Consider the following 19,920-nt stretch of genomic DNA (forward strand, 5'->3'; position numbering starts at 1 on the left):
CGAGTCTGGTCATAATATTTCGTTAAGCTCTGGCGTATAGTGTGTGCGAAATACATTACGTGTCAGGACGGAAGTATGTTGAAAAAAGGAATATTTGCGTTAGCGTTATTCATAGCCATGCCGCTTTATGCCGCAGAATACTGGATAGATGTCCGCATTCCGGAACAATATCAACGAGAGCATATTCAGGGCGCGATTAATATCCCATTGAAGGAGATTAAATCTCATATCGAAACGGTAGTTCCAGACAGGAACGATACGGTAAAGTTATATTGCAACTCCGGGCGACAGTCGGGCATGGCAAAACAAATGTTGCTTGATATGGGGTATACGCACGCGATGAATATGGGCGGCATCAGTCGTCTTGATATGCCGAAAGTAAAAAAATAGATAATCTATTGCTCAATACTCATACTAACCGCGGCGCTTAATGCGCCGTTGTTGATCTCTCCGGGTAGTTGATAATAACGTTTTTGCACATATCTATAACGCAGGCTCGTTATTATTTTTTCTTCTCTTCAGGCTCAACAGGATGTCAATGAAGCGACTTAAAACTGAACTCAACGCGCTGGTCAATCGTGGGGTAGACAGGCATTTGCGTCTTGCCGTAACCGGGTTGAGCCGCAGCGGTAAAACAGCGTTTATCACGGCGATGGTTAACCAGTTGCTTAATGTCCACGCGGGCGCGCGCTTACCGTTGCTCAGCGCGGTACGTGAAGAACGCCTGCTTGGTGTAAAGCGTGTGCCTCAACGTGATTTTGGTATTCCCCGTTTTACCTACGACGAGGGGATACTTCAGCTTTATGGCAATCCTCCCGCCTGGCCCACACCGACGCGCGGCGTCAGTGAGATTCGGCTGGCGTTGCGCTATCGCTCAAACGACTCGCTGCTGCGCCATTTTAAAGATACCTCGACATTGTATCTGGAGATTGTGGACTATCCAGGGGAATGGTTACTCGATCTGCCCATGCTGGCTCAGGATTATTTAAGTTGGTCCCGTCAGATGAACGGCTTGTTGCAAGGGCAACGCGCTGAGTGGGCCGCAAAATGGCGGCAACTTTGCGACGGGCTCGATCCGCTGGCGCCCGCCGATGAAAACCGGCTGGCGGAGATTGCCGCCGCCTGGACGGATTATTTGCATCAGTGTAAATCGCAGGGATTGCATTTTATTCAACCTGGACGGTTTGTTTTGCCGGGCGATATGGCGGGTGCGCCAGCGTTGCAGTTTTTCCCGTGGCCGGATGTGGACGCCTTCGGCGAGTCAAAACTGGCGCAGGCGGATAAACAGACCAACGCTGGAATGCTGCGCGAACGCTTTAACTACTATTGCGAAAAAGTGGTCAAGGGGTTCTACAAAAATCATTTTCTACGCTTTGATCGCCAGATTGTGCTGGTCGACTGTCTGCAACCGCTTAATAGCGGGCCGCAGGCGTTTAATGATATGCGTCTCGCTTTAACGCAGCTGATGCAAAGTTTTCACTATGGCCAGCGGACTCTGTTTCGCCGCTTGTTTTCGCCGGTGATTGATAAATTGCTGTTCGCCGCGACGAAAGCCGACCATGTCACCCTCGACCAACATGCCAATATGGTGGCCTTGCTCCAGCAGCTTATTCAGGATGCCTGGCAAAATGCCGCGTTTGAAGGCATTAGTATGGATTGCCTGGGGCTGGCGTCGGTACAGGCGACCACCAGCGGCGTGATTGAGGTCAACGGCGAAAAAATCCCGGCTTTACGTGGAAACCGTTTGAGTGACGGCGCGCCGTTAACCGTGTACCCCGGCGAAGTGCCTTCGCGTTTGCCGGGGCAAGCGTTTTGGGATAGTCAGGGTTTTCAGTTCGAAGCTTTTCGTCCGCAGGTGATGGATGTTGATAAACCGTTACCGCATATTCGTCTGGACGCTGCGCTGGAGTTTTTAATAGGAGATAAGCTGCGATGAGCGAACCGTTAAAACCGCGTATTGATTTTGCAGAACCGCTAAAGGAGGAGTCTACGTCGGCCTTCAAAGCGCAGCAAACTTTCAGCGAAGCGGAGTCGCGTACATTTGCGCCTGCAGCTATCGATGAGCGCCCGGAAGACGAAGGCGTGGCAGAAGCGGCGGTCGATGCCGCGCTGCGCCCCAAACGCAGCCTGTGGCGTAAAATGGTGATGGGAGGACTGGCGCTGTTTGGCGCGAGCGTGGTCGGGCAAGGCGTACAGTGGACAATGAATGCCTGGCAAACTCAGGACTGGGTCGCTTTAGGCGGCTGTGCCGCAGGCGCGCTGATCGTTGGCGCTGGCGTGGGATCGGTGGTCACGGAGTGGCGGCGATTATGGCGCTTGCGCCAGCGGGCGCATGAACGCGATGAAGCGCGTGAACTGTTACATAGCCATAGCGTCGGGAAAGGTCGCGCATTTTGCGAAAAACTGGCGCAGCAGGCGGGGATTGATCAATCACATCCGGCATTACAACGTTGGTATGCCGCTATTCACGAAACGCAAAACGACAGGGAAATCGTCGGTTTGTATGCGCATCTGGTACAGCCGGTACTTGACGCGCAGGCGCGACGTGAGATTAGCCGTTTCGCCGCGGAATCGACTCTGATGATCGCCGTCAGCCCGTTAGCGTTGGTGGATATGGCGTTTATTGCCTGGCGTAATTTACGCCTGATTAACCGCATCGCAACGCTGTATGGCATTGAACTTGGTTATTACAGCCGCCTTCGTCTGTTCCGTCTGGTGTTGCTGAATATCGCGTTCGCGGGAGCCAGTGAGCTGGTGCGTGAAGTCGGTATGGACTGGATGTCTCAGGATCTGGCCGCACGCTTGTCCACGCGCGCGGCGCAGGGGATTGGCGCAGGCCTCCTTACCGCTCGACTGGGAATAAAAGCGATGGAGCTATGTCGACCATTGCCGTGGATCGATAACGATAAACCACGTCTCGGTGATTTTCGTCGTCAGCTTATCGGTCAGCTAAAAGAGACGCTGCAAAAGAGTAAGTCGTCGCCTGAGAAATGACCCTCCACAGGGCGCTGACTGCCTGGCTTTACGCCGCAGCGCCCGTTTTTCCGTCATGCTGTCAATATTTGTTGACAGAATCCTTCCTGCCAGCCGAATAGTGGCTTATCATCTATTTAATGGTTCATTATTCAGGTGAAGGTTCCCATGCGTCTGGAAGTCTTTTGTGAAGACCGACTTGGTCTGACCCGCGAATTACTTGATTTACTGGTGTTACGTAGCATTGATTTACGCGGAATCGAGATTGATCCCATTGGGCGAATTTATCTTAATTTTGCTGAGCTGGAATTCACCGACTTTAGCAGCCTGATGGCCGAAATCCGCCGTATTTCCGGCGTAACGGATGTCCGTACCGTTCCCTGGATGCCGTCCGAACGTGAACATCTGGCCCTGAGCGCGCTGCTTGAGGCGTTGCCGGAGCCGGTGCTCTCATTGGATATGAAGAGTAAAGTGGAGATGGCAAACCCGGCGAGTTGTCAGCTTTTTGCCCAGAGCCAGGAGCGAATGCGGCACCATACCGCCGCACAATTAATCAACGGCTTCAATTTTCAGCGCTGGCTGGACGGTAACCCGCAAAGCTCCCATAACGAACATGTCGTGATCAACGGGCAAAACTTCCTGATGGAGATTACGCCGGTACATTTACAAAACGAAAATGACGAATACGTGTTGACCGGGGCGGTCTTGATGTTGCGTTCCACGATTCGTATGGGGCAGCAGCTACAGAATTTGTCCACGCAGGATCTGAGCGCGTTTAGTCAGATTATTGCCGTGAGCGCAAAGATGAAGCACGTCGTTGAGCAGGCGCGCAAACTGGCGATGCTCAGCGCGCCGCTGCTGATTACCGGCGATACGGGAACCGGCAAAGATCTTTTCGCCTATGCCTGTCATCAGGCAAGCCCTCGTTCAGCGAAGCCGTATCTGGCGCTCAACTGCGCTTCAATCCCGGAAGATGCGGTAGAAAGCGAACTATTTGGCCATGCGCCGGAAGGTAAAAAAGGCTTTTTTGAACAGGCGAATGGCGGTTCGGTGCTGCTGGATGAAATTGGCGAAATGTCGCCGCGTATGCAGGCGAAGCTGCTGCGTTTTCTCAACGATGGTACGTTCCGTCGCGTCGGCGAAGATCACGAAATTCATGTTGATGTCCGCGTTATCTGCGCCACGCAGAAAAATCTGGTGGAGCTGGTGCAAAAAGGACTGTTCCGCGAAGATCTCTATTATCGACTTAACGTTCTGACGCTTAATTTGCCGCCGTTGCGCGATTGCCCGCAGGATATTATGCCGTTGACCGAACTGTTCGTGGCGCGTTTTGCCGACGAACAGGGCGTTCCGCGACCGAAACTGTCTGCCGATCTGAGTACGGTCCTCACTCGTTACGGCTGGCCGGGTAACGTTCGCCAGCTTAAAAATGCGATTTACCGGGCGCTGACGCAACTGGAAGGGTATGAGCTGCGTCCGCAGGATATCCTGCTGCCTGACTACGATGCCGCGACGGTGGCAGTCGGCGAGGATGCGATGGAAGGCTCGCTGGATGACATTACCAGTCGTTTTGAACGTTCTGTCCTGACCCAGCTTTATCGTAGCTATCCGAGTACGCGTAAACTGGCGAAACGGTTGGGGGTATCGCACACCGCGATTGCTAATAAGCTGCGTGAATATGGTCTGAGCCAGAAGAAGGGTGAAGAGTAGAAAAAAGAAGGCCTCCGGATAGAGGCCTTCTTGTGACAAAAGAGCACCGCCTGTAGCACTGACAAACGTAGCGCCAGCAGGCGCTGGCTTATGCCTTCAGGACATTAAGCGCGGCGTCGTAATCCGGCTCGTGGGTGATTTCATCCACCAACTGGCTGAAAATAACGTTGTCGTTTTCGTCAAGCACGATGACTGCGCGCGCCGCCAAACCTTTCAGCGGGCCGTCAACGATTTCGACGCCGTAGTTTTTCAGAAACTCGTTATTACGCAGAGTGGAAAGCGTAATAACGTTGCTCAGGCCTTCCGCGCCGCAAAAACGCGACTGTGCAAAAGGCAGGTCAGCAGAAACGCACAATACGACGGTATTCTCCACTTCTGTGGCCAGTTGATTAAACTTACGAACTGATGCGGCGCATACGCCAGTATCAATGCTTGGGAAAATATTCAGCACTTTGCGTTTGCCTGCATATTGGCTGAGGGAAACGTCAGACAAATCTTTTGCGACAAGAGTAAAAGCCTGTGCTTTGCTACCAGCCTGCGGAATAACGTTGGCAACGGTGACCGGGTTACCCTGGAAATGTACAGTCTGTGACATAATTATGTTCCTATTTACTTATAGTTAACGTCGAAATCCAGTTTAAGTCATTATTCATTAACACGGCAAATACTATTTGTAGCAAGCCGCGTCCGGCGCTATCAGAGGGGAAGAGATGAGATCTGTTAAGGTATATGAGGAAACCTGGCCGTTACATACGCCTTTTGTTATTGCGCGTGGTAGCCGAAGCGAAGCGCATGTTGTCGTTGTCGAACTGGAAGAAGAGGGCGTAAAAGGCATCGGGGAATGTACGCCATATCCACGTTATGGTGAAAGTGATGCCTCGGTCATGGCGCAAATCATGAGTATTGTGCCTCAGTTGGAAAACGGGCTGACTCGCGAAGCATTGCAGAAACTGTTGCCGGCAGGCGCGGCGCGCAACGCGGTGGATAGCGCCTTATGGGATTTGCAGGCCCGCCAGCGGCAGCAAAGCCTTGCCGGGCTGCTCGGCGTGACGCTGGCCCCGGTTTTTACTACCGCGCAAACGGTAGTGATAGGCACGCCGGAACAGATGGCTGCCAGTGCGGCGGCACTATGGGAAAAAGGGGCGACGTTGCTGAAAATCAAACTTGATGCTCGTCTGATTAGCGAACGTATGGTGGCGATCCGCTCGGCGGTGCCGGAGGCGACGCTCATTGTGGACGCCAATGAATCGTGGCGTCCGGAGGGGCTGGCGGCGCGTTGCCAGTTACTGGCGGATCTGAATGTCGCGATGCTGGAGCAACCGCTGCCCGCGCAGGATGACGCCGCCCTGGAAAATTTTATTCATCCGTTGCCCATCTGTGCAGATGAGAGCTGCCATACTCGCAGTAGTCTGAAAGCCCTGACGGGGCGCTACGATATGATCAACATTAAGCTGGATAAAACCGGCGGTCTGACCGAGGCGCTGGCGCTGGCAACGGAGGCGCGGGAGCAAGGATTCGGCCTGATGCTGGGCTGTATGCTCTGTACATCAAGAGCGATTAGCGCCGCGCTGCCGCTTATGCCGCAGGTGAGCTTCGCCGATCTTGATGGCCCAACATGGCTGGCGGTTGATGTTGAGCCTGCGCTACGCTTTACGACGGGTCAACTCCATCTTTAGGATGCCAGCGGAGCAGATTCGACATCGCCAGCAAGTATTTTTCGCTGGCTTCATCGGCGGAAACAGGGGGAAACTCGGCGGTAATGCAGTGCAGGTTGAGGTCGGCGCACCAGCTGCCAAACGAACCGGGCGTTTCGTAACCTACGCTGGTCACCAGCGGCAACGCAAACGCATCGGCCAGCCACTCGCCTAGCTCGCTGCGACGTGGATCTTCAATGCAGGCTAGCGGATCGTGAAAAGAGACGACCCAGGCGGGTTGGAGTCGATGAATTAACTGGCAAAGCGCCTGGGTTTCCGGTTCTGAGCCGGGATGGTCGCCGGTTAGCAGCACGACATCACGCTCTTGCGCGCGGCTATTCCAGCGATAAACTGTCTCACCCGCTTTCCAGTTGGCGGCGGGAAAGTTACGGTTTAGATCAATGCCATTCGCATTTGCCCTTAACCCCAGTTGACAGCCATCAGGATTAACGGCAAGTACGACATGATGACGGCGAAGGGACGGATTTAAGGTGCGTAACGCACAGGAGAGCGTCACCACGGATGAGGTTTCATCCCCGTGGGTGCCAGCCAGTATCAGACCGCTTTCGCGATTGGCGGCAGGCGCCGGAAACCAGATTAGCGGCGCGCCTAGTAGCGAACGTCCATAATGTTCAGTGCCTGGCGGAAATGCGCCGCGCTCGGCACGGGGGCGGGTGACAGTCATACGCGTTTCCCGAAGCTGAGACCAGTAGGGTAATCATCGTAGTGTTGTGTAAAACCCGCCGATTATCAAATGGTTTCTATTTACCCTCTTGTATGGCGCGATATCAACTTTCTGGCGGAAGATAATTGCATTTCTTTCTGCTGAAACAAATAATTACGTTGTCATTTAACTCATCTTTGAGGAACTTCTATGAGGCATTCTGTTTCAGTAACCTGTTGTGCGCTGTTGGTTAGCAGCTTTTCCCTGGCATATGCTGCGGATGTTCCCGGCGGAACGGTACTGGCAGAGAAACAAGAACTGGTGCGTCATATCAAAGATGAGCCCGCTTCGTTAGATCCAGCGAAAGCCGTTGGGCTGCCTGAAATTCAGGTGATCCGCGATCTGTTTGAAGGGCTGGTTAACCAGAACGAAAAGGGTGAAATTATCCCTGGCGTCGCCAGCCAGTGGAAGAGCAATGATAATCGTATCTGGACGTTTACGTTGCGGGATAATGCGCAATGGGCCGATGGAACGCCGGTGACCGCCCAGGATTTTGTCTATAGCTGGCAACGCCTGGTTGATCCCAAAACGCTTTCCCCCTTCGCCTGGTTTGCCGCTCTGGCTGGCATCACTAATGCGCAAGCCATTATCGACGGTAAAGTCACGCCGGATCAGCTTGGCGTTAGTGCCGTGGACGCGCACACTTTGCGTGTTCAGCTTGACAAGCCGTTGCCCTGGTTTGCCAGTCTGACCGCCAGTTTTGCCTTTTATCCGGTCCAAAAAGCGAATGTCGAAAGCGGCAAAGACTGGATGAAGCCGGGAAAACTGATTGGCAATGGCGCGTATGTGCTTAAAGAGCGCGTGGTAAATGAAAAACTGGTGGTCGTGCCTAATACGCATTACTGGGATAACGCGAAAACGGTACTGCAAAAAGTAACATTTTTACCCATTAACCAGGAATCGGCTGCGACGAAACGTTACCTTGCCGGTGATATTGATATCACCGAATCTTTCCCTAAAAATATGTACCAGAAATTATTGAAGGATATTCCAGGGCAAGTTTATACGCCGCCGCAATTAGGGACTTATTATTATGCGTTTAACACGCAGAAAGGGCCGACGGCGGATTCCCGCGTTCGTCTGGCGCTAAGTATGACCATTGATCGCCGTTTGATGGCGGAAAAAGTCTTAGGTACCGGTGAAAAACCGGCCTGGCATTTTACACCGGATGTCACGGCAGGATTTAAGCCCGATCCTTCACCGTTTGAACAAATGAGCCAGGAAGAACTTAACGCCCAGGCGAAAACATTGCTGCGTGCAGCAGGCTACGGATCGCAGAAGCCGCTTAAATTAACTCTGCTTTACAATACCTCAGAAAACCATCAGAAAATCGCGATTGCGGTGGCGTCAATGTGGAAGAAAAATCTGGGGGTGGATGTGAAATTGCAAAACCAGGAGTGGAAAACGTATATCGACAGCCGGAATACCGGTAATTTTGATGTTATTCGCGCCTCCTGGGTGGGTGATTACAACGAACCGTCGACTTTCTTATCCTTATTAACGTCCACGCATACGGGGAATATTTCACGCTTTACTAATCCGACTTATGACAAAATCCTGACGCAAGCGACGATGGAAAATACCGCCGAAGCGCGTAACGCGGATTACAATGCAGCGGAGAAAATTTTAACGGAACAAGCGCCTATAGCGCCTATTTATCAGTATACCAATGGCCGGTTAATTAAACCGTGGGTAAAGGGATACCCCATTACTAACCCGGAAGATGTGGCCTATAGCCGTACAATGTATATCGTGAAGCACTGATGCGTACTGGTTACCTTTTGATGAAAGGTAACCACTGCCAAACTCAGAACTGGCGCGGCTTGCAGCGCCAGTTTCTTCTTCTGACCATCTCCTGCTAAAGTTGAAACTGTACTTTCCTGACAGTATTACTGGCGTATTCAAGGAAAAACGGTTGCACTAAATTACGGATAGTACCATCCATTTCCCCTAAAATGGCGGTAGCTTAGAGCAGAGATACCGTTATTTATTCGGCAGGTTGTCGTACACATCCAGTGCGCGTGCTGTGTAGGTGAGGGCTGCCCCAGTGTTCATTTTTATAGCCACGGACAATGCTTCAGAAATCTCTTCCCGGGTTGCGCCATGTTTCACGGCCGCATCGACGTGCACTGCCAGACAACCATCGCAACGGGTAGTAACCGCCACGGCCAGCGCAATCAATTCCTGTGTTTTGGGATCCAGATGCCCATTTTCTAAAGTCCCCTTGTCCATTTGCTGAAAGCCTTTCATGAACTCCGGCTGCAATGTGGCAAATTTACCAATGGCAGCCAGCAGGCCACTACGATACTCATTCCAGTTTGAAAGCATATCTGTTCCTGTTTTATATTAGAGGATTGTGTATTCAGATCACATAATAAATGCGAATATCTGGTGCCTGGTTCAGAAAAGGCTTCAATTCTTCCACAACGTCTTTTGTAAATAATTCACTGGTAAGATACGCCTGCGCTTGAGCAGTAGTTTCAAAGCCATGTAAAACTTGCACGTCTTCATCCCGAATAAGCAATTCTTTTGAGGTCGCTCCGGCAATGGTATTTAAAAATGGCGCTTTATATTTTTGATAAACATTTGCTGCGGCAGGGCGGTTGTGGTTGCTGATATTCAGGGTGATTTGTAAGTAAGCCATAGTATTCTCCTTCAAAAGGGACCGAGATAAGCAAAGTATTCACAGTCATTGACGAATGACAGTAGGGGAATTATCAACATGACCGTCTGATCTAACAAATCACATATTCTTGTGTGGCGGAGAAGATTTTCTATGTTGTGTATTGTCCTGACGAGGACTTAATTCATCTGGGTGAGTCTGGAATATGGAGGCCTCATTAGAATATTTGTTTTGAATAAAGCCCCCTGTATAGGCAATATTAGCGGTGGAGGGGTAGGTTTTTAGTATTGATTGATAACATGGTTTGCCACTTTACCAGTGTTAAACTCGCCAGTTTTCCCAAAGCCAGATAAAAAGGATGTCCGGCATTCTCAATGAACACCCCGAGGAAACGGGATGACCATGGGAACAGATGCCATGCCAGTAACTGTTCACATTCGCTGTGTCGACGCTGCTCTGCAAGCCAGGCCGCCATCAGTAATAAAGAACCAAAGTGATCTTCTGGCTCATTTTGCTGCATCTCGAACTGAATACTGTTCTCCCGCATCCACTGGCGCAGCGCCAGTGTGGATTCACCAAATAAAACGTTCTCACGATCCAGCCAGACGGAGCCCCATGGCGGTGACGGTAAGGCATAAGGCCCGATAAATAAACGCTGAAAGGACTCAGTAAGAGAGTCATCGCCGCCATCTTTAAACATTCTTGCCAGTTGAGGCAACTCCTCCGACGGCAGCGGCCATTGTGTTTGCCATTCATCAGATGTGAATGCTGAAACCAGCGGAGAGGCTTCAGCACTCTCTGGCGCAAAGTAAAAGAGGGCGCCCAGTACGCGTGCCGTCATGGAAAAATTGTCACATTGTGTGAAATCAGTCATAAAACCATTCCGTAAAGTGCGGGTTCCCCCGCACTAATTTGTTAACCTGCCACTGCCATACCGACAGTCATATGTAGCCCATAAAACAGGCCGCGGCCTAAAATTTCGCCGCCAAGCACCAGGATAAGGCCCAGTAGTAACCCAACAATATGTGGCTCTTTGCGACGTACCAATGGGCAGATCCAGCAGCCCAGGCCGATGACAAGAAGTGCCACACGGCAGACCTGCAATACAGCATAATCCGGTATCAGACTGCTGGCCTGCTGTACTGAGCTATGAATGCTGGCCAGAGCCTTACCCTGTAACGCGATGACAGCAATACAGACCAATAGAGCAAGTAAGCTGATGCTGGAAAATATCGTGCTGTTAAAGGGGACTCTGGATGCCTGGAACAGGAGTGCGGCAAACAGTGGGCCGCCGAGGAATGCAGTCAGAAAAAAGGCGAGAGTCGTATAGCCAGTATACCAGGTGGGGACGGTTTCAATCTGATAAACGCGGGTCATCGCCAGGATGAAGATGATACCGAGCACCATACTGATCAGCAGCCAGAGTTTACCAAGCGTTTCTGGCATTTTCCCCAGAACGGCCACCAGCCACCAGAAACCGCCGACAGCGAAAAAGATCGACCCTGCGGCAATTTCATTACTTAATCCGGACGCGCCGACGCGGTTGAGCGAGTTGAACGCCCGCATGGGTGAACCCAGATGCATGATTGACGCCAGAAAGCCCAGCCCCATCACCACCCAAAGAAAAAACATACCGCGTACAATACGCTGCCTGGCGGGCGGATCGTTTTTTTCCGCCAGCCAACCAAGTCCGCTGACAACCAGCGCACCCGCGACACACTGTCCCAGTACCGTAAACAGTACCAGCGGCCATTCATGCCATCCATTTCCCATTTTACACCTCCTTCGGATTGGCCAGATAGCCAGTGGTATCGCCACACGGACGTGCATTGGCATTGGGTTTAATCACTATGCTCGGTTTGGTGAAGTGCGCACCCGGCAATGGCGCTACCGCCGCCAGATCGCCATGTTTTTTGCGCAGCTCGTCGATAGGACCAAAGTCCAGCGCTCGCAGCGGACAGGATTCGACGCAGATAGGTTTTTTGCCTTCCGCCACCCGGTCGTAACAGCCGTCGCACTTGGTCATATGACCTTTGGCCGCGTTGTACTGTGGCGCGCCATATGGACAGGCCATATGGCAATAGCGACAGCCAATACAGACCTCCTCATTCACCACGACAAAACCATCTTCCCTTTTGTGCATTGCTCCGCTCGGACAGACTTTGGTACATGCCGGGTCGGCACAATGGTTGCACGAAATGGAGAGATAATAGGCAAAGACATTCTGATGCCAGACGCCGTTATTCTCCTGCCAGTCACCACCCGCATACTCATAAATGCGGCGGAAGCTGACATCCGGGGTCAAATCTTTGTAGTCTTTGCAGGCCAGTTCGCAGGTTTTACAACCGGTGCAACGGCTGGAATCAATAAAAAATCCATACTGGGTTGTCATCGGTTACTCCTTATACCTTTTCGACCTGAACGAGATTACTGTGCGAAGGATTAGCTTTTGCCAGCGGTGAAGTGCGATGTGTTGTCAGAATGTTAATTGAGCCACCGTGGTCGACTTTGTCACCAAACATATCGGCATTCAGCCACATTCCCTCGCCCATAGCAGTAACGCCAGGCATGATACGTGGTGTGACTTTTGCGGGAATCAACGTCTGGCCATACTGATTAAATACCCGAACGGTGTCTCCGTTTTTGATTCCGCGATCCCGGGCATCAATGGGGTTTATCCAAATCTCCTGTCGGCAGGCCTGTTTCAGAACATCAATATTGCCGTAGCTGGAATGCACGCGGCCTTTAAAGTGGAACCCGGTCATTTGCAATGGATACTCGCGACGGGCTGGATCTTCCCAGCCATTAAAGCCTGGAGTGTAAATGGGTAAAGGATCGATGACTTCATCAGGCTTCAGTTCCCATGTTTTTGCGATATTGGCCAGTCGTTCAGAATAGATTTCTATTTTTCCCGATGGTGTTTTAAGGGGATTGGCAATAGGATTTTTGCGAAAATCCTTATATGCGACAACATGCTCATCCGGACATTTAAGTTTATAAATACCTGCCGTTTTCATCTCTTCATAATCCGGCATATCGGGATGACGTTCTTTCGTTTTGGCGCAAAGATATTGAACCCATTCATGTTGTGTACGGCCTTCGGTAAAAGTCTGGTAAACATCAGGTCCAAGACGTTTTGCTATTTCACTCATTGTCCAGTAAATAGGCTTGCGTTCAAATTTTGGCGATGTTGATGGTTGTCCCAGAATAACATATGCCATATTCCCGGCCTCTTCATGCGGGATAAGATCTTCCTGCTCAGTAGGCATCAGGTCAGGGAGTAAAATATCGCTATATTTTGCTGAGGCAGTCATGAAATGGTCAATGCAGACAATCATTTCGCACTTATTTTCATCCTGCAAAATATCATGTGTGCGACTAATATTGCTGTTCTGATTTATCAGCGTGTTGCTGGCGTAGCACCACATGAATTTTATTGGCACATCTAGTTTGTCTTTACCTCGTACGCCATCACGAGTAGAGGTCATTTCAGTTCCGCGCTCAATAGCTTCGGTCCAGGTAAAGGAGGATATTTCAGTTTTAACAGGATTTTTTAGAGGGGAAAACATTTCAACACCGAGATCAAAGGTGCCTTCTCGATCGCCAGAGTTGCCGCCAGAAATACCGACATTGCCGGTCAAAATGGCGAGCATTGCAATGGCTCTTGACGTTTGTTCTCCGTTTGATTGACGCTGTGGCCCCCATCCCTGGCAAATATAGGCTGGTTTCGCCTGGCCGATCTCACGCGCCAGCTTAATAATTTTGTCTGTCGGAATACCTGTGATTTGAGCTGCCCACTCAGGTGTTTTTGCTATACCATCCGGACCGTCGCCGAGTATATAAGCTTTATAATGACCATTTTTTGGTGCGCTTGCTGGTAACGTAACCTCGTCATAGCCTACACAATATTTATCAAGAAAAGGTTTATCGACCATATCTTCGGTGATGAGAACCCAGGCAAGTGCTGCAGCTAAGGCGGCGTCCGTTCCAGGACGAATGGGTAACCATTCATCTTCTCGTCCGGCTGCGGTATCGTTGTAGCGAGGATCGATAACGATCATCCGCGCATTGGAGCGTTCGCGCGCTTGTTCAACATAATAGGTAACACCACCGCCGCTCATACGTGTTTCGGCTGGATTGTTTCCGAACATTACAACCAATTTAGTATTAGCGATATCATCCGGGCTGTTTCCGCTTCTGCCACCATAGAGATAATTCATGCCCGCTGTGATTTGTGCAGTACTATAGGTACCGTAACGACCTAAAAAGCCACCGCAGGAATTCATCAGGCGGAAGGGCATTGATGATTTAGTAATATTTCCGCCAGCGACACCTGTGGCGTAAATAACATGTACTGCTTCATTGCCATAGTTTGCAATAATTCGTTTCAGATTATCCGCGATAGTATCCAGTGCTTCATCCCAGGATATCCGCTCAAATTTACCTTCACCACGCTTACCAACGCGTTTCATGGGATATTTCAATCGATCAGGATGATTCATACGACGGCGAATGGAGCATCCACGAAGGCAGGCCCGGACCTGATGGTTTCCGTACTCATCGTTGCCTGTGGTATCAGATTCTACCCAATAAACAGAATCATCTTTTACATGCAATCAAAGCAGGCAGCGACTTCCACAGTTTACTGTGCAGGAACTCCAGACGGCCTTATCTTCGACGATAGCGGTTTTGTTCGCGGCTTGACTTGTGAAACTGAATGGTAATGATAATCCTCCCACTGCGGCCATTAGTCCTGTTGTTGCCCCAGCCTGAATTAGCTTTCTCCGGGAGACAGGAACTTTGATTAACCGTTCTTCCTCGCAACGATCCATTACGTTCACCTGTTATTATGACATTGTTTGAAAAGCATACAAAAATAGCCAGTGTTAAAATATCAATATTCATTTTTGTGTAATAATGAATGATATTAATTAACATTAGGCTGGTTTTTATATAATCTATTTGAGTTAAGGGCGAAGAAAGTTTGAGCTATTTACCTGACGAGTAAAATTCAAATTTTTCTCTATTCTGAAAACGAACCCTTTACTTCATTGTGGATATTATCGAAGTGGATAATGGCACGGGCAAGGGAGATAAACTTTAGTAGCAGTAAAGATTTTCTATCTTAAGTGTATGAAAAATAGCCTTTGATGGCTTTAGTCACTAAAATTAAAAGGATGACCTCCTGAAATTCAGGAGGTTGGGCTATTTTTAATCAAAATATCATTAATTAACCAGTCATGAAAAACTTTTACTTCAGGACGCATCACTGCTTTTTGTGGTGTAACAATGTAATAGGACCATGTTAGCAGCCAGCGTATATTTGGATGAAGTTGTATCAGTTGTCCTGTGGCAATTAACTGTTCAACCAGCGCACGGCGGACAATTGCTACACCCTGGCCGCTAAGCGTAGCCATAATAACCGCTGAGGTAGAGTTAATATGCAATCCTGTATAACGCGTAGCTGGAGCTTGCGTTGCGGCTAAGACTTCTTCCCATGAAGGAAAATTTGCACCAGGGTGCAGGGTATCATCATGGATGAGTTTTTGTTCTGCCAGCCATTCGCCGCACGTAATTTTCTCAGGCGGTACAATGCGTGGGCTGCATACCAGAACAGCTTCCTCATCCATTAACCATGTCTTATTTACCCCCGACCAGTCTCCTTTGCCACAACGAACACCAATATCTGCCTCTCCGTGAGCCACATCCATGAGTTTTTCCGTCACATTCAGGCGTAGCTCGATATTTTGATGCGTTTCGGAAAAACGATTTAATTTTTCCATTAACCAGTTCATCACCAGAACTTGTGAGGCCGTGAGAATGACGACGGATCGAGCCTGACGACCGCGCAGTTTATTAAGTCCTGACTCAAGGCTATCGAGCCCTTGAGTGATCTCTTTTAGCGCATCCTGAGCCTCAGTCACGAGCGTGAGCCTTTCTTTACCAGAACGTGTACGGTGTAAAAGGGGGTGGCCTACCCAGTCTTCAAGTGCCCGAACCAGTTGTCCTACGGCTGCCGGGGTGACGCCTAGCTCTTTGGCTGCACCTGTGAAGCTACCATGACGCGCAGTTGCTTCAAAAGCGTGCAGCCATTTCAAGCGATTAAGCGAACGCATTTTATTCTCCATCTCATACAATGGAACTAGTATACGTGATCGAGATAGATTTTCTTCCTCAATTTTCAATGTAAATACTCATGCGGAACCGGATAAACGTTGTTTTGCTTATCTTGAATAAGATAATAAGCTGATGATTTATTTCTTTGTTTATGATGATTTTTTCTGGCATCAGTGATGCCGATACAAAAATCTCTTTAGCGTGTTTTTTTTGCTCCGTCAAGGAATTTATTCTATTTGATGTTGAAATATTTTTTCATTGGTGTTCATTCATTAACAGTGACAGTATATTTAATGTAATAATTTTATATTTTAGGCGATATTATGGAATGGACTTCACTGAATATAGCGCACCATATCACCGCTCCTCCGAATCCGTTAGCCATACGGAAAGAATTTATACCTGCAGCTCATTGTTTTCCTGAGCATAAGCATAAATGGCATCAGGTCGTTTATGCAACAGCAGGTGATTTAATGGTTAAAACAATTGAACAATCATTTTTGATTTCGCCGAAATTACAGGCTGTCTGGTTGCCTGCGGGAACTCAACATCAGGTCGGCTCATCACAAGGGGCTTATTTTAATAGCTTATGGATAGCTAACGATGCTCATAATCAATTTGACATGTCGGAACCTACCATTTTTGATGTTTCCCCATTCCTTAAGGCGCTTATCTTAGAAATATCAGACAGAAGAATAAATGATGAAGTTTATATAGAGAAACTAATACAGTTAATTTTATACCATCTGGGAAATGTTCGTAGCGCTCAATTTATTTTACCCTGGCCTCAAAATCGATCATTGGTAAAAATATGTGAATCATTATGCGAAAACCCGTCGGATACACGATCACAGGAAGAATGGTGCCATGAACTGGGAATGTCGGGGCGTACATTATCAAGACGTTTTACTATCGAAACAGGAATGAGTTTACGTTCCTGGAAAAAACGCCTGCGATTAATGAAAGCTATTGAGTTACTCGACTGTGGTAAAGGAGTAACAGAAATAGCTATAGACTTAGGATATAGCTCGAGTTCTGCATTTGTTTATGCATTTCATCTTACTATGGGACATGCTCCTCTGGATTATATGAAGAGAAGGTATTAGTTTTATTTTATAAATGTGACTTACCTCACTCACTGAATAAGTATGTTAATTTTTATATTTTTCGCTGTAACATAAATGGCGGCTACTCTACATCATCTGTCTTTTTTTAGAAATGACAAAGTAGCTATCAGGCGTATAGAATTTTTCGGTACCAAATAATATATAAATGAAAGAACTTAGTAATAACAAAAGTCAGGGCGATAAATTCGGCCAGATGAAAAAATTTATCTAAAGGAGTTTTTAGAGTGAAGATTACGAAGATAGAAACACTTGAAATTGATCTGTCCGGGCAAAATGGACTTGATTTGTGGCGACCAATTTACGTGCGAATACATACTGATGAAGGAATCTCTGGTATGGGGGAAGCGAGCCTTGCTTATGGTACGGCATCAGAGGCTATTGCTCCGATGATTCGTATACTTGCTGAACGTTTTCTTCTGGGACAGGACCCTAATGATACTGAAACGCTATGGGAAATCATGCGACAGCGTTCATTTTGGGCCTTAGGGGGAGGCCCCGTGATATTTGGGGCTATGAGCGCTTTGGATGCGGCACTTTGGGATATAAAAGGCAGAGCCGCAGACTTATCGGTTCATCGCCTGCTGGGAGCAAAAACACCAGCACCTTTGCGTTGCTATGCGAGCCAGCTTCATTTTGGTTGGACCGATGAATCATTGATGCTTAACGATCCTGCTGAATTTCGAGAAACAGCACAAATTGCGCGAGCTGAAGGCTATGATTGCGTGAAGCTTTGTCCTGTTTATGTTGATGCTAATGGGGAACGTATTCGTAAACGGGGAGTGTTTACTCCAGCCGAACGCAAACTGGCGCGTTCTCGTATGGAGGCGGTCCGTGAAGGAATTGGTGAGGAGTGTGACATCATTATCGAATGGAATTCACTTACTTCAACCTCCGGAGCGTTACAGCTAGCCGATTACTTTTCTGATTTAAATATTTTGTTCATGGAAGAACCTACCCACTACAATAGTCCAGAGGCGCAAATAAAAGTCTCCAGGGAGTCATCCATTCCTGTTGCAACAGGGGAGCGATTATATACCCGATGGGGATTCCTGCCGTATCTACAACAAGGTGCCATCGACATGATTCAACCTGATATTGGCCTGGTTGGTGGTATCACAGAAGGTATGAAGATTGCTCATTTGGCACATGCTTTTGACGTCGGGGTTCAGGCGCATAATTGTGGTTCGCCACTTGCTATCGCGATGGCATTACAATTTGAAGCAGCTATTCCAAATTTTGAGATCCATGAGCACCACTCTTTTAATCTTAAATCTTGTAACCGGGAGTTGTTTGAAGAAGATTTACAGCCAGTAAATGGAAAAATTGCTGTTCCTGTAACACCCGGTTTTGGTATGACACTTAGGAAAGATGCTGAAAAACGGATGAATATAGTAACTATCTGTGAAAAATAATTATTGGTGAAATGAATTCTACTAACTAAATAGTATGGGGGAAATAGATCTGACAGCAGAATCTTTTCTTCCCATATGATCTAAGTAATAAGATCTAATATAAAGCTTTGCCTACTGAACATCTGTCATGGAGTTTATCAATAAATGAAACAAGAAATGGCATTAGACAATGTTAAGGAAAATGTTGGAAAAAATAAAATCCCATTTACTTCTTATGATGTCGGTTGGGTAATAATGTGTATCGGCATGGCAATTGGCTCCGGAATTGTATTTATGCCATTGCAAATGAGTGTTAAAGGTTTTTGGGCAACTGCGATTGCATTACTTATTACATATCCTATAGTTTATCTATTAACAAAATTGTATATTACCTCTCTTTCAGAAACGAAACAGACAGATTATGCGGGGACTATAACGCAATATTTAGGGAGAAACTGGGGGGCTTTTTTGAGCTTCCTCTATTTTTTTACAATATTGAAGGGGATGCTGGGTTATGCGGCTACTATAACTAATGATACTTCCAGTTATTTGCAGCGTTTTGGTGTTACTCAACATTCACTATCCGATACGTTATGGTTTCCTCTGGTATTGTTGGTAGCAATGGTTCTGGTTGCCTCCCGTGGGGAACGTTTGCTCTTTAAAATTTCCGGGCCATTTATTGTATTTAAACTCATGATTATAATTGTGTTAGGTGCATTGATGGTCCCTTATTGGAACATGAATAATGTCAGCATGGCAAGCCCTGACAGTTTAATTGATTTAATGAGAGATGTTTTGGTTTCTCTCCCTTTTGCATTATTTTCGATTGTATTTATTCAGGTTCTTAATCCAATGAATATTGCATTCAGGAAAATTGAATCAGACCCTAAAGTCGCAACATTTCGCGCTCTTAGGGCAAGTCGGATAGCATATATTATCCTTGTTGTGTCTGTTCTGTTTTTTGCGTTTTCATTTATGTTTTCAACCACCCCGGAACAAGCAAAGATGGGGATTTCTCAAAATACATCAGCGCTGGCGCTGATGGCAAAGATTATCCCTGAAAACACTGGCGGATTTATACCAGTACTTTCGGTTTTACTAAGTATTTCTGCTATTTTAACTTCTTTTTTTGGTATTTATCTCGGTTTTTACGATGCATTATCAGGAATTATTATTAATATTGCAGACCGCTTCATCGTACGTGGTAAGAAATTTAATAATTTTCTCCCTTATTTGGTTACACTTACTGCGATCGCGCTTCTTTGGGGATGGGTTGTTGCCGATGTGTCTACAATGGCATTACTCCAATGGACTGTGGGAACCTTTGGATTAGTTTCTTGCCTTATTCCGTGCTATCTGATCTGGCGAGTGCCATCTTTACAAAAATATAAATCCCCTGCGGTAATTTTCGTATCACTAATGGGCTTTATGCTGGTGGTATCGCCATTATTTAAGCTCCTTGAAAAATAAAGGTTTTACAAGTCATTAAACGGTATAACATCTAAGAGAGAATCTGGCTCTTAGATGTTGCTAATTGCGAGATAGATTTTCTTTAGCGGCC

Annotated in this window: 17 protein-coding genes and 1 pseudogene; 9 read left to right on the forward strand and 9 right to left on the reverse strand. The window is 48.0% G+C overall.

The annotated features are described in order from the left end of the window. Positions 1 to 75: 75 nt before the first annotated feature. The 4 genes from pspE (at position 76) to tyrR (ending at position 4,683) form a co-directional block, all read left to right on the forward strand. Positions 76 to 390 (forward strand): thiosulfate sulfurtransferase PspE, encoded by a 315-nt coding sequence (gene pspE, locus ABVM99_RS00340; RefSeq protein ID WP_000913428.1) that lies wholly within the window; start codon positions 76 to 78, stop codon positions 388 to 390. Between the two features lie 148 nt (positions 391 to 538). Further along, positions 539 to 1,936: a YcjX family protein gene (locus ABVM99_RS00345; RefSeq protein ID WP_000825860.1), complete on the forward strand. Its 1,398-nt coding sequence runs from the start codon at positions 539 to 541 to the stop codon at positions 1,934 to 1,936. Next, positions 1,933 to 2,994: a YcjF family protein gene (locus ABVM99_RS00350; RefSeq protein WP_023195726.1), complete on the forward strand. Its 1,062-nt coding sequence runs from the start codon at positions 1,933 to 1,935 to the stop codon at positions 2,992 to 2,994. The genes ABVM99_RS00345 and ABVM99_RS00350 overlap by 4 nt, the downstream gene beginning before the upstream one ends. Before the next feature lie 147 nt (positions 2,995 to 3,141). After that, positions 3,142 to 4,683: a transcriptional regulator TyrR gene (tyrR, locus tag ABVM99_RS00355; protein ID WP_023195725.1), complete on the forward strand. Its 1,542-nt coding sequence runs from the start codon at positions 3,142 to 3,144 to the stop codon at positions 4,681 to 4,683. 88 nt (positions 4,684 to 4,771) lie between these two features. On the opposite strand, the gene tpx is transcribed toward tyrR, so the two are convergent. After that, positions 4,772 to 5,278, reverse strand: coding sequence for a thiol peroxidase (gene tpx / locus ABVM99_RS00360; RefSeq protein WP_000084401.1), 507 nt, complete (start codon positions 5,276 to 5,278; stop codon positions 4,772 to 4,774). Between the two features lie 115 nt (positions 5,279 to 5,393). Between tpx and ycjG the strand changes: the two genes are divergently transcribed. Next, complete coding sequence (gene ycjG / locus ABVM99_RS00365; RefSeq protein ID WP_001258073.1) at positions 5,394 to 6,359, forward strand: L-Ala-D/L-Glu epimerase; 966 nt, start codon at positions 5,394 to 5,396, stop codon at positions 6,357 to 6,359. On the opposite strand, the gene mpaA is transcribed toward ycjG, so the two are convergent. Beyond that, positions 6,334 to 7,062, reverse strand: a complete 729-nt coding sequence (gene mpaA, locus ABVM99_RS00370) for a murein tripeptide amidase MpaA (RefSeq protein ID WP_000219107.1) — start codon at positions 7,060 to 7,062, stop codon at positions 6,334 to 6,336. The genes ycjG and mpaA overlap by 26 nt on opposite strands. Positions 7,063 to 7,251: 189 nt before the next feature. Here mpaA and ABVM99_RS00375 point away from each other — a divergent pair, with 189 nt between their 5' ends. Then, positions 7,252 to 8,865, forward strand: coding sequence for an ABC transporter substrate-binding protein (locus tag ABVM99_RS00375; RefSeq protein WP_001216563.1), 1,614 nt, complete (start codon positions 7,252 to 7,254; stop codon positions 8,863 to 8,865). 219 nt (positions 8,866 to 9,084) lie between these two features. Here ABVM99_RS00375 and ABVM99_RS00380 read toward each other — a convergent pair whose 3' ends face one another. The 7 genes and pseudogenes from ABVM99_RS00380 to ABVM99_RS00410 form a co-directional block, all read right to left on the reverse strand. Further along, the gene (locus ABVM99_RS00380; RefSeq protein WP_000950636.1) at positions 9,085 to 9,429 is read right to left on the reverse strand and encodes a carboxymuconolactone decarboxylase family protein; all 345 of its coding nucleotides are present in this window, start codon (positions 9,427 to 9,429) and stop codon (positions 9,085 to 9,087) included. A 34-nt stretch (positions 9,430 to 9,463) separates the two neighbouring features. Then, a complete protein-coding gene (locus tag ABVM99_RS00385) occupies positions 9,464 to 9,745 on the reverse strand; it encodes a hypothetical protein (RefSeq protein ID WP_000323820.1) in 282 nt (93 codons plus the stop codon). A 238-nt stretch (positions 9,746 to 9,983) separates the two neighbouring features. Beyond that, positions 9,984 to 10,598 carry a Tat proofreading chaperone DmsD gene (gene dmsD, locus ABVM99_RS00390; protein WP_023195241.1) on the reverse strand — a complete coding sequence of 205 codons (615 nt, stop codon included), beginning with the start codon at positions 10,596 to 10,598 and terminating at the stop codon, positions 9,984 to 9,986. Positions 10,599 to 10,639: 41 nt separating this feature from the next. After that, a complete protein-coding gene (locus ABVM99_RS00395) occupies positions 10,640 to 11,497 on the reverse strand; it encodes a dimethyl sulfoxide reductase anchor subunit family protein (RefSeq protein ID WP_023195240.1) in 858 nt (285 codons plus the stop codon). Position 11,498: 1 nt separating this feature from the next. Further along, positions 11,499 to 12,116, reverse strand: coding sequence for a DMSO/selenate family reductase complex B subunit (locus tag ABVM99_RS00400; RefSeq protein WP_023182218.1), 618 nt, complete (start codon positions 12,114 to 12,116; stop codon positions 11,499 to 11,501). A gap of 10 nt (positions 12,117 to 12,126) precedes the next feature. Continuing rightward, positions 12,127 to 14,556: pseudogene (locus tag ABVM99_RS00405) on the reverse strand (DMSO/selenate family reductase complex A subunit). Positions 14,557 to 14,916: 360 nt separating this feature from the next. Then, complete coding sequence (locus tag ABVM99_RS00410) at positions 14,917 to 15,840, reverse strand: LysR substrate-binding domain-containing protein (RefSeq protein WP_052938176.1); 924 nt, start codon at positions 15,838 to 15,840, stop codon at positions 14,917 to 14,919. Positions 15,841 to 16,164: 324 nt separating this feature from the next. On the opposite strand from ABVM99_RS00410, the gene ABVM99_RS00415 reads away from it, so the two are divergent. The 3 genes from ABVM99_RS00415 (at position 16,165) to ABVM99_RS00425 (ending at position 19,829) form a co-directional block, all read left to right on the forward strand. Then, positions 16,165 to 16,947 (forward strand): helix-turn-helix transcriptional regulator, encoded by a 783-nt coding sequence (locus tag ABVM99_RS00415; protein WP_023194849.1) that lies wholly within the window; start codon positions 16,165 to 16,167, stop codon positions 16,945 to 16,947. A 245-nt stretch (positions 16,948 to 17,192) separates the two neighbouring features. Further along, positions 17,193 to 18,380, forward strand: coding sequence for a mandelate racemase/muconate lactonizing enzyme family protein (locus ABVM99_RS00420; protein ID WP_023194850.1), 1,188 nt, complete (start codon positions 17,193 to 17,195; stop codon positions 18,378 to 18,380). 144 nt (positions 18,381 to 18,524) lie between these two features. Next, the gene (locus ABVM99_RS00425; protein WP_023194851.1) at positions 18,525 to 19,829 is read left to right on the forward strand and encodes an aromatic amino acid transport family protein; all 1,305 of its coding nucleotides are present in this window, start codon (positions 18,525 to 18,527) and stop codon (positions 19,827 to 19,829) included. Positions 19,830 to 19,920: the final 91 nt, after the last annotated feature.

The sequence above is a fragment of the Salmonella sp. SJTUF15591 genome, from assembly GCF_043356435.1.
In the GTDB taxonomy this organism is placed as follows: domain Bacteria; phylum Pseudomonadota; class Gammaproteobacteria; order Enterobacterales; family Enterobacteriaceae; genus Salmonella; species Salmonella enterica.